This is a genomic window from Arthrobacter crystallopoietes BAB-32 (assembly GCF_000328305.2).
In the GTDB taxonomy this organism is placed as follows: domain Bacteria; phylum Actinomycetota; class Actinomycetes; order Actinomycetales; family Micrococcaceae; genus Crystallibacter; species Crystallibacter crystallopoietes_A.
The window spans coordinates 1-13493 of the sequence record NZ_ANPE02000067.1 but is presented as its reverse complement, the minus strand read 5'-3'; the positions used below and the strand labels follow the sequence as shown (position 1 = coordinate 13493).

The following is a 13493-nucleotide window of genomic DNA, read 5'->3' as shown; positions in this document are numbered from 1 at the left end:
AAAGAGATCAAATCGGAGGCCCCTGTGAGTAGTTTCGAACCCGTCCCACTTGCACGTCGGGACGCTTCCGGACAGATCGCGCGTCAACTCCGAGAGGCAATATCCTCGGGGATTTGGAAGCCTGGGGAGCGCCTTCCCAGTGAGCAGGAACTCGCCGGAGCCTTCGACGTGGCTCGAGCAACTGCGCGTGAGGGACTGAAGCTCCTGTCAGCCTCGGGCCTGGTAACAACGTCGCGGGGCAGCAACGGCGGGACGTTTGTGTCACTACCGGACGCTGATGAGGTGGCCCTGCAATTGAGTGATGCCATCCAGCTGTGGTTCCGCGCGGGAAACGTCACCGTGCAGGACGTCGACGAGGCGCGCGCGATGCTCGAACTTCAGTGTGTGAGCCTGGCCGCCCGCAGACGGACCGATGAGGACCTCAAAGCGATTTTGCGGCCCGTCGAGCGATCACGTGACTACTCCATGGACATCGCAGACTGGCTCGACCTCGACCTTGAATTCCACACCACAATCTGTCGTGCAGCCAAGAACAAGATTCTTGAGTTGGCTATGACCGCCGTGCATCTAAGCCGTCCAGCAACGAATAGTGTCTTCGTCCATGAACTCGACCGTTCAAGAGTCACCGAACAGCACCAAGCTATATACGAAGCTATTGCAGCGAGCAATCCGGACGCAGCGGCCGCAGCTTTTACCGATCACGTGGACTACTTGGCGCACGTGCGCCTGACTGCGCTTGAGAGCCGGAATCCTTCTTCCATAACAGTCGCTTCGCTCCCCGACGTTCGGGACGTCAAGTAGGGTCGCCAAGCACGCCGCGCCGTGTCTTTCCGGCCAGTCAGCCAATGCCATCGACGTTTACCGGCCACGTTGGAGCATACTGAAGCATGACAGACGCGGATGATTTTCTGGCCTGGGTGAAGACCTCTCTTTACGAGGCCGAGCACGCCCTCCACAACGGCGACGCAGCGCCCCGGCGGGCGCTCTGGTCACGCAACGAACCGGTGAGCGTCCTGGGCGCCTGGCGCAACGCGTTCGGGCAGCAGGAACTCAATAAGCTGTTCGTCGAACTTGCGGGACAGTTCTTCGACTGCACGTCCTACCGCTTCGAGCTGCTGGCCTATGAGGTGGTGGGCGACATGGCCTTCACGGCCGGCCTCGAGCACACCTCCGCCTCGGTGGATGGTGAGCCGCGCAGTTACGTGCTGCGGGCTACGCAAGTCTACCGCCGCGAAGACGGCGAATGGAAGGTTGCCCACAGGCACGCGGATACCGTCATCGGGTAAGAGCATCGGCCTGCTCCGCATCCACTCAACAGCAGCCCATACTGCGAGGCAGTCTGCGCTTACACGAGCGGGAAGCCTTTGTCTGCCCTGCTGGTTGGGCGATGCGCCGTCTAGATCAGTCGCATTGGCAGGCGAACGCCGGTGACCAGTCCACCGCCCGACGCTCCCCTGCTTCATGCCAGGTGCATGAGGCGGAGTGCGCGCCTTCATCCCAAACGCCTGTAGGCCATGACTCCGAGCCGCAACCGACACACAGCGGCCGGACGTCTTCCAGCCATTCAACAAAGCCGGCGGGCATCTGTGATTTGAGCTGTAGAGTCCCACACTCGTGGCACCACCCGACCGATTCCAATCCCGCTTGTGCAGCATCCATTTGGCCAGACTACGACGATGGGAGGGACTCCCGGCGAATTCGTGTCCCGGCGACGGCTATGCTCGTGGCAGGAATCGGTTCGCTCATCACCGCAAGCAACTCAGGGGGAATTGCCGTGAAGTCTGATGACATCTGGAACCGCGCACTCGACTATGACTACGACGGCCCTCGGGCCGAAGGCGACCGGGCGCTGCATGACCTGCTGCTGCTGGACAACATGGCGCAGAACGGCGGCCTGCTGCATGCCGTGCAGGGCCTCGAGCCGCACGAACTGACAGCCGCCGTGGCCGGCTACCGCTGGTTCGGGCTGGACAGTCTGGCCGACGGCATCGAATCCGTCGCCGAGGAAGCTCCCGGCGCCACGTCCCTGGAGCAGGCGGAGGCCCTGGAAGTCCGGGCCGACGACCTCTACTTCGGCGAGGAGGGCAGCGACCTCATCGACCCGGCCTTCACGAACAAACTGGCCGAACAGCCCGACGCCTTCGCCGACAGCGCCCCATGACGGCCGGCTGCCTCTACTCCACCCTGACCGCTGAGCTCAGCGACAAGCAATCCCCGCTGCGCCGCCACCTGGAGGAGCGCTTCCCGAACAACCGGGTCCTGCAGGCGGAGTACCGAAAGGGAGCGGGCGGCGGGGTGGCAGGCCCTCCCCAGAACCTGCCTGGCCCCGCAGCCTCGTGCGGCGACGGACCGGCCGCGAATGGTTCCTACTCCCCAGTCGGAACCCGGATGGTGACCGCCAGTGCGAACAGCTTGGCGCATCGACCCGCCGCAGAAGCGCAGGACGCGCTCAAGATCTGCTCAAGATCAGACGAAATCCGCGATTCGGGACTTTCGGCCTAACTATTGTCATAGGCTATTTGCAGTGCCGCGTAGTCCCCCAACGAGCGGCACGTCCGACCCCCGGTGATGTGCCCTCGGGCTTCCGCCGGAACTGCGTGGTCGGAGCGCTGTCCTGCCCGATCCCCCAAGGGCAGGGCAGCGCCCCTTCATCCATTACCTCTTCTTCCTCATGGGCCTGCGCAGGGCGTTGTCACCCCATGCGGATGAGACACCATGCCTTATCGAAGGCGCGGGCTGCCAGGTCCGAGCGGCGCATCCAGACCTCCAGGTGTCCGGCGTCGCCGAACCAGCCCTCAAGGTGTGTCCAGCCTTCCAAATCCAGCAGCAGCACGTGCTCGTCGCCCTCCTGCAGCGGAAGGACATCGTTGAGAATGCCGCTGATCTCGGTGATCCCTTTCCAGCCATGGCCGTAGACGTGAGAGAGCGGCATGAACACCTTTTCGCGTCCGGCCTTGTAAAAGCTCTGCCAGGCGTCATGAACGGCATCGTGGGCATCGAGCACTCGGTTGAATGCAGCGTCCGGCAGGTCCATGTTGTCGGCGGGCGGGCGGAGGCTGAAGGACGCTGACGGGATGACGACCTGGCAGACATCGGTCGGCGGCTCTGCGTCGTCCGGGGCGTCGACAATTCCCCCGTCGGGAGTCTGCACCCATCGGACATGCCATGCCCCGGAGGGCCCGTCGTCCGCTTCGTAGCCGGAGGCCTCGCAGTCGTGGAAGACCTCGAGCACGCCGCTGTCCGGCAGCGACTGCGCCGGGTCGTTCCGGTCCGGCATGCCCGGCCCCCAGACGGTGCGCTGCTGGTCTTCGATCACATCGGCGACTTCGCCAAGGTGCAGGGATGCGACGTGCGCGAGTTTCTTTCCGTCCCGGCGCTGCGGCCACTGCGTCAAGGGGCCGACGGCCGGTCCGCCGAGCCAGGAGATGTGCGCGGTGCCGTCCCAAAGCTCATCGATGTCCTGACGCCCGGCAGGCACGTTCAGCGCGGACAGCACGACCGAGAAACGGATGTCGTCGGACAGTTCGGGGGCGTTGAGGGCCGGGCCGTTCAGCCAGGCTGTGATCTCGGCACTGCTGCCGTTGATGGGCGGTGCGGGCCTTGTCGCGGGGGCCATGCATGTCCTCCTGTCGATGGGGAGCGGGGTGGATGTGTGCGGCACCGCCGGGCGCCGCACACATCCCTGCGTTCAGACTAAGCGTGCCGCTGCGTCAGATGCGCACGCCGCAGTGGCGCAGCAGGGCGACACCGATCTGGTGCTGCTTCTGCCAGCTTTGATGCTTCACCCAGTCGCGCATGTACTGGCCGGAGGCGGCGTTAGCGCCGAATCGCTTGACCCCCTTGGAGTTCATCCAGGGCGTGACGCAGTTGCGGTGGACCCGGGCGGGGATCTGGATCAGGTTGTTGCGGTGGTTGATGGCGTAGCTGCTGTAGCCCTTGTAGCGGCCGGCGGCCTGGGTGACGATATGGTGCCATTCGTAGCCTGACCTGGTGCCATGGGCGGCCTTGAACGCGGAGAAGCTGCGGTAGCCGCCGCGGGTCGTGTACGCCATCCCGCCGCGGATGGCGGTGGCGGCGAACGCACGGATGGCTGCCGGTGCCAGGGCGCGGGCTGCCGCACCGAGGGCGATCGGGATCAGCGGGATGAACCACGGGTCGGAGACGACAGGGAAGACGGCCTGGGAAGTGTCCACGACCTGCACGACCGTGTCGCCTTCCACTTTGTACTCGGTGGGCAGGGACTGGCCGGTGGCATCCACAGCCCACGGGGTAGGCATGGCGGCCAGTGCCACGGTGCCGGCCGGCGCCGTGTCCACCGGATCGCCGGCGCTCAGTGCCGCGGCTTCCGCGTTGGCCGCGTCAACGGCGGCCGTGTCGACTTCCTCGGCGGTGGGCAGCAGCTCGGCGAGGGCAGCGTCCCCCTCCGGCAACGGCTCGGCATCAAGGACCGGGACGGCGGCCGGGTCGGCGAGCACAATGACGCTGCCATCAGGCTGCTGGTGCAGCTGCGCGCCCGCGGGCAGCGACAGTTCGTAGCCGAGCTCATGGACGGGTGCGGCCTCCTCGACGACAGCCTGGATCCGCACGGAGCCGTCCTCGAAGCCCTGGACCTCCATCGAGACAGGGGTGTCCTGGTCCGTGGTCACGAGGGTGCCCGCTTCCGTGACCGTCGCGTCCGCGGGAGCCTCGGAGGGGAGGCTGATGCCCATCGGGACGGTGGAGCCCTCGGCTACCGTCACGGTTCCGTCGGCAAAGCTGATCCCGCCATCGGCATCAACGGCGGTGGTTACCGCGCCGTCCTGGACGAAGGCGACCTGGCCGGTGTCAGCGACGCCGGCGTCCGCGCGCGCTTCGTCGGTGATCTCCGCGATCTGCTCGGCCGCTGCCTCACCCGACGCTTCAGTCTCGGTGGCCTGCGCGATCTGGGCCGTGGCCGCGGTGATCGCCAGGGCCAGTCCAACGGACAGGGTGCGTGACCAAGGCGATCGGAAGAAAGCGGACAAGGACGAATTCTCGTTCATCAAGTACTCCCAAGGTGCGTCAATCGGTGCTTCGATTCATGGACCGGGAAGCACCGAGGACCGCACCGGAAGGCACGGAGAATGTGGCACCATAACGTCCTGGCTGAGCCCAGGGCGCTCCCCCAACTGGCTGCCGTGAAGCAGTTGGTTCAGATCCTAATTCTGGTGAAACGATTCGTCTATCGGCCCTCCGCGTGTTGGGGTGAACAGGTAATGAACTTCCGGTCCGGCTGCCGCGGGTAGGCTCGTATTCATGGCCCAGACCCCCGTCGAGCAGCGGTTCCTCAAACTCACCCAGGTGCAGGACGAACTGCAGATCAGCTCCTCCCAGGCCTATGCCCTGGTGCGCTCCGGAGAGCTCCCCGCCATCCGGATCGGAGGCCGGAACCAGTGGCGGGTGGAGAAGACAAAGCTCGAGGAATACATCCAGGACGCTTACCGGCGGACCAGCGAAGCCATCGAAGCCGGACGGCTCCCGGTCGAGGAACCGGGCGATGAGCCCGACTGACTGGGACGCCGTTGCCGACGGCCAGGACGGGGACGGCTGGGTAGAGATCCCGGAAACCGGGTGGGCGATGCTCGCAGCCTGGGCGGCCGGCACCGAGAACGTGCGGCGAAGGCCCGTCGATGACACCGGCCGGCAGGTCAGGATCACCACGGAGTCCGACGGCGTGAGCGAGACCCGCTATGCACCGTTCACTGCAGAAGACCGCAGGGCCGTGGATGAAGGGATCCAGGACTACCTGCGCGACGCCGGCGTCCAGCTGCCGCCGCGGGGCTTTGTCTGGCTGATGCGGCTGCCGCCGGGAATCGGATCCGAAGAAGAGCTGGCGCGCCGCATCAACGCGGGCATCTCTGGCTCTGCTCCCGGCGCGGTACACCCGGCGGACATCGCCCTGGCCATGGAACAGGTCATCGACGTCCTCTACGAGCGGGACTGATCCCGGACCCCAGTAAACGAAACTAGGGTGCCTGTCCGGAAGTCAAGCGTTTTAGGGGATACATCAACAGGGCATACTGGATGGGTCGGCGGGGGTTTTGAACGGTCCACGAACGACGGACAGCTTTCTCCTTGGGGGCGGCCGGAAACGGCCGGGGCGCAAGCCCGGGAAACGCGGTCGGGAAGAAATGGCTCGAAGCAAGACGGTCTGGGGAGGCCTGGCTTCGGGCCATTTCCCGTCTTCGGCTCCCCCGCTGCGCCGCAGCCCCGGCGTTTTTCCAAGTCAGCGCCCATATCGTCGCTCATGTCGGCACAGCCACTGAGACTGGCAACGCCGCCAGTCCCTCTCATGGAGGGGAAAGGCATTGCCCCGGAACTGAGCCCCCCAGCATCCGGGGCAATGTCGTGTTTCGCCCTCCGGGTCCCCCAAACACCCTTCCAGGGGTTCCTTCTCCCGGGGCCGCAACTACGATGCAAGCTGTAACCATCGTTGAGGAGAGAAGCCAATGCGATTTGCACCTATTCCCGTGGCGGCAGCCCTCGTCGTGGTCCTTGGAGCCTGCGGCAGCCCACAGGCGGCCCAGGACGAGGCCCCGGTCGATGATCCAGCTGTCGCCACCGAAGGTCAGGCCCTGGAACCGACCCAGGAGATTTTCGGTCCGGGCGAGTTCGAGCTGACGACCGCCGATGGTGCCCAGATCACCATGCAGATACCAGCGGATCCCCCGGCAGACATCGAAGCCTTCCGCGAAGAGGTCGGTGCCGAACCGGTCACCTACATGACGGCCCAGCTCGACAACCGCAAGGGGTCTACGGCCGTGGGCATGTACCAGGTGACGCTATACGACCCCGAGGGCAACACCTACGTCTTCGAGGACGCCTCCGTGAGCCACATCGGTGAATGGGGACCCACTTACACCGAGGACTATGAATACCTGCTCAACGACGGCACGAAGCTGGACGAATCAACAGGTGAAGCCCTTAGCAGCCAGTCCACCGACCTCTACAACAAGTACCTCAACAGCGGGAACGTGGACGCGCTGGCCAAGGGAGAGGCAGTAATGATGGGCGCCTTCGAAGAAGTCCCGGAGGAGATCACCGGAGTCGCAGTCCAGGCCTACGGCATGGGCGAACCGGAATACGCCGTGCCTTCTGACTAGAACGCGCTGCGTGGCCACCACCGGTTTAGGGGTTGCGCGAACCCCCAGAACTGGAATCTGGTCTTCTGCCGGCTGTGACGGGAAGCTTGGAGTGTCCCGGTTTGCCTATCCCCAATCGCTGGGCGGACCAGGATCCGGAGTGAAGCCTTCCCCCAAGTGGCGGCTCCGGGTGCCCCGGTGCGAGTGGGGCCTAAGCATTGCTCCGGGCTGCGCGCACCGCCCGGGGCAATGCCGTGCGCACAGGCTTTTTCCAACCCGTTGCGTCTACTCTCGGAAGTGGACGGGGATGCCGGCCGCAGCGGGGGCGCGCGGCCGGCTTTTCTTTTGCCCCTAGACCTTCCCGCCGAGCGAGCGGATGTTGGCCAGCGCCGTCTTGGCGCTGTCCCGGTACGCATCCCGGTCAGCGGCCGCGTAGTCCATCTCCGCCTTGTAGTCCGCGGCGCGGGAGTTGTCACCGAACTGGATGGCGATGTCGTATTCGGTCTTCCACTTCCGGTAGTCGGCGTCCGCCAGGGCGGCCTCGCGGGTGAGCCAGGAGTAGTCGATCGCGTACAGGGCGATCAGGTACTGCTTGTCAGCGGCGCCTTCATGGGCGCTGGTGGAGCGGATGTAGTTGCGGGCCGTGTCGTAGGCGGACTTTACCGGCGCCTGGGGTGCCCCGTAGGTGCGCTGGGCCCAGTCGATGTCGGCGAGCATGCCGGCGCGATCGGTCGCGGAGAGGTACTTGAAGTAGGTGAACGACTTCGACGACGAGCCGGTCGCAGACGAGACCGTAATGGTCACGGTCTTCTCTGTCGAGGACGACGGCACGGTCAGCAGCAGCTTCGTGGTCATGGACGTCTTCTTGAACGCAACCGACTTGCCGGCCACGGTGACCCGGGTGACGTCGTGGAAGTTCTGGCCGTAGATAGCGATGCTGCGCGCCTGCCCGACCACCGTGGACGCCGGCGAGAGGCTGGTGACGACCGGCTTGTAGGCGTACCGGACCGCGACGGTCGCCGGCTTCGACCAGACCTTCCCGGCCCGGCCGGTCACCGAAACCTGGTACTGGGTCTTGCTTGAGGCCACGCTCACCTTCGACAGGGTCAGTGTCCGGGAGGTGGCGCCGGAGATCTTCGACCAGGCCTTCGACGTCAGGCCCTTCTTGTACCACTGGTACTTCAGCGACGTGCCCCTGGCGGAGACGGAAAGCTTGACCGTGGAGCCGTGCACGGCGGTCTGGCTCTTCGGCTGCGCGGTGATCGCAGTGCGGACCGTAGTGGCCGTCTGGATCTGCACGGCCGGCGCGGCCTGGGCGGGTTGAATGGCGGCGACACCGCCGCCAAGGACCAGTCCGGCGGCAAGCAGGACGGAGGCGAATCGTTTCATGAAAATCCCCAACGGATAGACGCAAATGTGAAAGTGGTTCACGCCACAGGATACCGGCCTGAAGCATCCCCGATGCTAAGTACTCGGGCCAATCGGGCGGGTTATCCGCGCAGCTCGCCGGGTGCCCATTTCGGCCAGCTGGGTGTGCCGATGAGTGCACCCTGCTGGTAGTTCGCACACAACCGGAACGGAGTGCGTGCGCTGCTGTTGTCGAACACCTCGGCCACGTCGCGATCCGGATCGCCGAGGCGATATGTCCCCACAGACGATCGTATCGATCGCGGATCTTCTGTTCAGGCACGGCATGGCCGCCGCGACGCACTCGTTCGCGTACGCGCTGAACCGTGAGCTCGACGGGGACCATGATCACGTGCAGATGCACAAGGTAGCCGGCAACCATGGCGTCGGAGACGAGTTCGACCTTGCTCGGGTGCGAGAAAACTGTCTCCGAGATAAAGGACTCGCCTGCAGCGATCCGGTCGCGTCGTTGCGCCTCTGCAATCTGTGCGGCCTCGTATGCGTGCTCTGCCTGCGCATCGGGCCACCGCGAGGCCGCGATCTCGTCGGCGTTGATGAACGGCAGGTGGGTGGCCGGTGCGAGGACGTCGCGAACGTAGCTGGACTTTCCGGCGCCGTTGGGTCCTGCAAGCAGATGCAGCAGGGGCATCAGCCGCGAGCCCGGCGCACGACGACGTTGCCGTCCTCGTCGGCCTCGGAGTAGGGCTCTCCTGCCGCGGCGAATGCGGCTTCGTAGTTCAGTTCCTCGCGCAGAGCAGTCACGCGTTCAGTCCATTCCTCGCGGACGATCGCCTGCTCCTGCTCGCCCAATGAGTCATAGGAGTCGGCGCCGGAAAGAACCCGGGCGATTGCCCGGTGGTTTACCTGCGGTGACATCTCCAGTTCGCGGCCAATGCGCGCCCAGTGCGCGATTTGCTGAGGCACCGTCCGCGAGGCGACGCGCGCTGCTGCAACGGCGGACTCGTACACATCCGAGGGGAGGCGGGTCGGCTGGCTGGTCCTGGTCATAAACCTATGGTAGCACCGTGCTACCGTGGGTTGCCCGCTGCCTCACGGGCGAACGCTATCGGGTAGTGCGGGGAAGACGCCAAGAGAGCCGTCCGATGAACCACTCCGAAATCGAAGTTTCAGCGGGCCGGACGCCTTTCAGTAAGGCCCTCGAAGCAGTCACGGATTTTTTCGGCGAGGCAGGTCCGGAAGCTTGGGCGGCGGCGGGACCTCGTCGATTTCGGTCATGACGGGACCGGTTCGATGAGCTCCGGGCCGTTGTTCCGTACCGAGTTCACCCGGTCGGAGACCTCGTAAGGGAGCAAGTGCGGTTCGGGCAGGGCATCCAACAGCTCCCGCACCGTGTTCTTGTCGGTGGTCTTGGCGTCCAGCCAGTCCTCGTGCCAGTCCTCCGGGATGATGACCGGGCTCCGCTCATGGATGTGCCCCAGGGTGTCCGTGGCCGAGGTGGTCAGGATCGTGCAGGTCGCCAGCCATTTGTCTTCGTGGTCTTCCGGCAGGGCGGGGTCGGGCCAGAATTCGTAGAGCGCCGCAAAGGACCAGTCCCCAGCGCATGTTCTCCAGCAGCCGGCGGATCTCCCCTGTTTCCTGGTCGAGCCGCTCGGTGACGATGCTGACCTGCTGGGTGGGGGCGATGTTCCAGGAGGGGCCGAGTTCCGGGCCGGTCGGTTCGGCGTGGAACGCCGCCACGAGGTCGGAGGAGGCTTTTGACATCACGAAGCGTCCGCACATGGCTCCGATCCTATCGGCCGTCCGTCTGGGCTTCGGGAGCCCAAGGATATTGACAGGCCGCGCGGTTACAGTGGGGGCGATTGGGGACGGACGGATGGCAGAGTTCACCGAGCTGGTGGCCCGCCGGGCAGCCCAGATCGCCGAGGCCGAGGCGGCAATGATGGCCGAGCACCGCGCCGCCCTGGCCCTGGTGACGCGCAGTCGGGAGGCCGGCCTTGAGAAGCTCGAAGAGCTGCTGCGCACCACGGCTGCCGCCCAGCTGGCCGAAGCCGGTATCCCCGCCGTGCGCACCGGCGGGCGGTTCCTGTCCCGGCAGGCGTGGCTCGTCGGGCAGCCGGTGTTCCGGCGCGGCACGGTCTATCGGGGTGAGTACGCGGTTCCGGTGCTGCTCGGCGCGGGCGGCGAATACGCGCTCAACGCCTTGGTGGTCCGCGGCGAAGGCGGGGTGCAGCACAGCACAACGCGTCTGGTGACGGCCTGGCGGGCCGAGCGGGCTAGGCTGCTGGCCGCCAGTGATGATTTCCCGCCGAGGCTGGGCCGGGCAGACCTGTTGCTGGGCTCCGGACGACCTGTGCTGTCTTGACGCCGAGGACACGGTGCAGGAGTTCAGCGGCAGGCTCATCGAGCCGTCGCACAGCTGATCGCGGTCAGAGCATAAAACTGGCCCCGGCAAATGGGGGAACTCACCGGGGCCAAACGTTGCCAGTCTCAAAGCACGCTCAAAGCATAGCTGATAACAGACCATGGAAAAGCACAGACCTCCGACCGTGCACTTGGTTGGAAGTCCGGTTTCCAGGCAGACCTATGCCTGTGGACTGGGCGGAGATAAACAACCATGTCTGGTTCTTGACTGCTTAGGTGTTCCAGCAGCTGCATCATCGCCTTGAGCGCCCAGCTTAGAAGCCTTGGTTCGGGAGGTCACCTCCGGTAAGTGCAGTTATTCTTTGCACCGGGGTGGTACGTCGAATCGTGACGACGTCGTCTTCCCTGACGTCGACGGCAAAGACTGCCCGTTCACCGACCACAGCATGCACGACAGACAGCAGTCGAAGGGTTTCACAGTCACGGCGCAGGTCAGCCACCTCAAAAGCGAGCCCTCAGTAGAGATTGGTGGGGATTCTTCTGGCAGCCGGGTATAAGTGCGTGTAGGCGGATCGAAGTCCAGCAGGATCATAGAACCCGAAGCAGTCTGGAGCACGTACTGACCGACACTGTGATCTACCAGCTCGTGCATGCTTAGCCACCATGGGCAGGGGCGGCATCGGCACTGGCACCGATTGACTCTGACGCGGCCGCTTCAGCCAGTGGGTTGACATAAGAAATTGAGAGGGCAGGGCTCGCCCCCTTGGTTACCCGCTCGAGCCGGCTTTGCGAAGACGGTAACTCAAGCAGCAAACAATTTGGGGTGCCGTCTTCGGCGACCTGCCAGCGGATGTCTCCTTCCGGGTCGTCGACGCAATCTTCTCCACGCCGCACGAAGTCCTTAAGGTCTTGGAGAGTTACCGGTTGAGCCAGATCGAGCAGGACGTGCATGCCCATTTGCGGGACTCCATTCTACGGTTGAGGAACAGGCCTGAATGTATCACTAACGGCGCACCTAATTGTCATCGCTAAGCATGATGGGGTGAGTTCAAACACATGCGCCGCTAGAGGAGCAGACATTCGAGTGCGAATCGAGTGGCATGGGGTGTGCCCATTCGCCCTTCGCAAACGCCGCAAGACCAGCAACGTAAGTGGGCGGAAATCCGCACCGCAGTGGGCCGCCGCATACGAGAGTTACGGCTAAGTCAAGGACTTTCTCAGGAGGCGCTCGCCCTCGAAGCGGGCATGAGTCGGAACCAAGTCATCTATGTAGAGTCAGGCAAAAGGACAATCGCCTACGAGCGACTCTGGGACATCGCAAAAGTTCTAGGAGTCGATGTTACGGTCCTCATGGAGCGTGGGCCCGAACAATGTGCCTCGCCTACGTCAAGCAGTCCAAGCGACACCGGAACGATCGATCCTAGTCATGCACGCCCGGATTCTAACGCAGGCTCAGGGGAAACCGGCGAAAACGCCACTCAAGCGATAGAAGACGAGGAAGACCCCTTCATCATTTCGCCACCACGCAAGCTTGGGTTGCCGGAAGAGGAAGATCCGTTCCCACTTCCCCAGTATCGCAAACTTCGCTTGCCGGACGACGAAGATGGGTTCACCTAAGCCCACATCTCCACTTCCGGTGTACTGCGCGTGTCCTGGGACACGGAGATCTTTTATCTGCCCCGGACCCTGTCGGAGCTTTAGGCGTCTTGGCAGCCCCGCCCGCGGCCCATCCGACGCTCTCCCTTCGACTTGCCCTGGGAGGCGGCCACAGTGACGGGAAACCGTCCTGCGAGAACGCCGCGAGGAACCCTCCCATACTGCCTCGAAGGGCACCTGGCCGAGGCTCCGGCAGAGCAGATTTTCACTGCAGCAGCCTTCGAGCTGGAAGTGATCATCCGCTTCGATGACCACACCGACGGCAGCTTCTACCCCTACCTGTTGGAGCCTTTCCCCGGTCTCGACGGGCACTCCGGGGACCCCGACGGAGCCCTGCGCATCTGCCTCCATCTGGCCTCCAGACCCCACCTTGCACGTCGCGTCGCGGCTGCTTTGGCAGCCCCCGCGGACACTCCAGACGGATGCCTTCCAGCTGCTCAGGGAAGGCTGATCGGACCACCTGAACACCGCGAAGCACTGCTGCTAGGCCGTCCTAAAAGCATCTCCGGGAGTCGTTTCGGACCCCGTTTTGGTCCACTCGACATCCGCTGCAATGCCGTTCCGAGCCTCGACAGGCTGCTCCGACGGTGCTCCGACGGTGCACAACGAGGCCCGGAAGACTCGAGGAGCAGGTTTCAACGACGGCACAAGCCTCGCTGAACCCGGGCGAAGCGCGTTCGGCGATCGCATGCGGCAGCTGCGCCGGATGCGTCCATGGGCACCGAATTGGGGTCAAAAGAGCTGTTTCGGGGCTCTGACCACCCGGTTTGCCACGTCCGGCCACGGGTCGGCCACACCCCCTGTGGCCGGATTTTCAAGGTAAACGCCCTAGTCAGAGGCACATTGGTCGTCGAAAAAGGGGCCGGCCACCCTGACCACGCGGAAAACAGCATACCCCCATGAGAGAGGGTGTAAATCTGTAACCGGGAACCTACCCCAAATACAATTACCCTCCCTCCCCGGGAGAGAGTGCTGAAACAGGGTGGCCGGGTGGCCATAGATAGATAG

At 64.4% G+C, this 13493-nt stretch carries 17 protein-coding genes and 2 pseudogenes; 10 read left to right on the top strand and 9 right to left on the bottom strand.

Annotated elements, in window-relative coordinates; genetic code table 11:
* Window positions 1-24: 24 nt before the first annotated feature.
* The 5 genes and pseudogenes from D477_RS23810 to D477_RS02950 form a co-directional block, all read left to right on the top strand.
* Window positions 25-249, top strand: a pseudogene (locus D477_RS23810) (FadR/GntR family transcriptional regulator); the annotation flags it as partial.
* Between the two features lie 33 nt (window positions 250-282).
* Window positions 283-801 (top strand): FadR/GntR family transcriptional regulator, encoded by a 519-nt coding sequence (locus D477_RS02965; RefSeq protein WP_052510661.1) that lies wholly within the window; start codon window positions 283-285, stop codon window positions 799-801.
* A gap of 86 nt (window positions 802-887) precedes the next feature.
* Window positions 888-1286, top strand: coding sequence for a YybH family protein (locus D477_RS02960; RefSeq protein WP_005267152.1), 399 nt, complete (start codon window positions 888-890; stop codon window positions 1284-1286).
* Between the two features lie 488 nt (window positions 1287-1774).
* Window positions 1775-2161, top strand: coding sequence for a hypothetical protein (locus D477_RS02955; protein ID WP_150109972.1), 387 nt, complete (start codon window positions 1775-1777; stop codon window positions 2159-2161).
* Window positions 2158-2502, top strand: a complete 345-nt coding sequence (locus tag D477_RS02950) for a hypothetical protein (RefSeq protein WP_005267149.1) — start codon at window positions 2158-2160, stop codon at window positions 2500-2502. Before D477_RS02955 ends, D477_RS02950 begins: the two co-directional genes overlap by 4 nt.
* 190 nt (window positions 2503-2692) lie before the next feature.
* On the opposite strand, the gene D477_RS02945 is transcribed toward D477_RS02950, so the two are convergent.
* Together D477_RS02945 and D477_RS02940 are read right to left on the bottom strand one after the other, a co-directional pair.
* A complete protein-coding gene (locus D477_RS02945) occupies window positions 2693-3616 on the bottom strand; it encodes a DUF1963 domain-containing protein (protein ID WP_005267148.1) in 924 nt (307 codons plus the stop codon).
* Window positions 3617-3710: 94 nt separating this feature from the next.
* A complete protein-coding gene (locus D477_RS02940) occupies window positions 3711-5003 on the bottom strand; it encodes a hypothetical protein (protein WP_150109971.1) in 1293 nt (430 codons plus the stop codon).
* Window positions 5004-5274: 271 nt separating this feature from the next.
* Between D477_RS02940 and D477_RS02935 the strand changes: the two genes are divergently transcribed.
* The 3 genes from D477_RS02935 to D477_RS02925 all read left to right on the top strand — a co-directional run bounded on the left by D477_RS02935 (window position 5275) and on the right by D477_RS02925 (window position 7121).
* Entirely contained in the window at window positions 5275-5529 is a 255-nt protein-coding gene (locus tag D477_RS02935) for a helix-turn-helix domain-containing protein (RefSeq protein ID WP_005267144.1), read from the top strand.
* A complete protein-coding gene (locus tag D477_RS21005; protein WP_005267138.1) occupies window positions 5516-5962 on the top strand; it encodes a DUF5956 family protein in 447 nt (148 codons plus the stop codon). Before D477_RS02935 ends, D477_RS21005 begins: the two co-directional genes overlap by 14 nt.
* A gap of 505 nt (window positions 5963-6467) precedes the next feature.
* Window positions 6468-7121: a hypothetical protein gene (locus tag D477_RS02925; RefSeq protein WP_005267137.1), complete on the top strand. Its 654-nt coding sequence runs from the start codon at window positions 6468-6470 to the stop codon at window positions 7119-7121.
* A gap of 330 nt (window positions 7122-7451) precedes the next feature.
* Here the strand turns inward: D477_RS02925 and D477_RS02920 are convergent, their stop codons facing one another.
* The 6 genes and pseudogenes from D477_RS02920 to D477_RS23630 all read right to left on the bottom strand — a co-directional run bounded on the left by D477_RS02920 (window position 7452) and on the right by D477_RS23630 (window position 10247).
* The gene (locus D477_RS02920; protein WP_043845376.1) at window positions 7452-8489 is read right to left on the bottom strand and encodes an IPT/TIG domain-containing protein; all 1038 of its coding nucleotides are present in this window, start codon (window positions 8487-8489) and stop codon (window positions 7452-7454) included.
* Between the two features lie 101 nt (window positions 8490-8590).
* Window positions 8591-8752 carry a hypothetical protein gene (locus tag D477_RS23095; protein WP_237740680.1) on the bottom strand — a complete coding sequence of 54 codons (162 nt, stop codon included), beginning with the start codon at window positions 8750-8752 and terminating at the stop codon, window positions 8591-8593.
* 68 nt (window positions 8753-8820) lie between these two features.
* Window positions 8821-9156 (bottom strand): annotated as a pseudogene (locus tag D477_RS23090) (zeta toxin family protein); the annotation flags it as partial.
* The gene (locus D477_RS02910; protein WP_005267127.1) at window positions 9156-9515 is read right to left on the bottom strand and encodes a TA system antitoxin ParD family protein; all 360 of its coding nucleotides are present in this window, start codon (window positions 9513-9515) and stop codon (window positions 9156-9158) included. The gene D477_RS02910 and the pseudogene D477_RS23090, both read right to left, overlap by 1 nt.
* 224 nt (window positions 9516-9739) lie before the next feature.
* The gene (locus D477_RS23635) at window positions 9740-10015 is read right to left on the bottom strand and encodes an SOS response-associated peptidase family protein (protein WP_337587541.1); all 276 of its coding nucleotides are present in this window, start codon (window positions 10013-10015) and stop codon (window positions 9740-9742) included.
* Window positions 9930-10247 (bottom strand): SOS response-associated peptidase family protein, encoded by a 318-nt coding sequence (locus D477_RS23630; protein WP_337587540.1) that lies wholly within the window; start codon window positions 10245-10247, stop codon window positions 9930-9932. The genes D477_RS23635 and D477_RS23630 overlap by 86 nt, the downstream gene beginning before the upstream one ends.
* 94 nt (window positions 10248-10341) lie before the next feature.
* Here D477_RS23630 and D477_RS21630 point away from each other — a divergent pair, with 94 nt between their 5' ends.
* Complete coding sequence (locus D477_RS21630) at window positions 10342-10830, top strand: hypothetical protein (RefSeq protein WP_081608449.1); 489 nt, start codon at window positions 10342-10344, stop codon at window positions 10828-10830.
* 653 nt (window positions 10831-11483) lie between these two features.
* On the opposite strand, the gene D477_RS22165 is transcribed toward D477_RS21630, so the two are convergent.
* Entirely contained in the window at window positions 11484-11786 is a 303-nt protein-coding gene (locus D477_RS22165) for a hypothetical protein (protein WP_005267123.1), read from the bottom strand.
* A gap of 138 nt (window positions 11787-11924) precedes the next feature.
* On the opposite strand from D477_RS22165, the gene D477_RS23805 reads away from it, so the two are divergent.
* Complete coding sequence (locus D477_RS23805) at window positions 11925-12446, top strand: helix-turn-helix domain-containing protein (protein ID WP_424579995.1); 522 nt, start codon at window positions 11925-11927, stop codon at window positions 12444-12446.
* Window positions 12447-13493: the final 1047 nt, after the last annotated feature.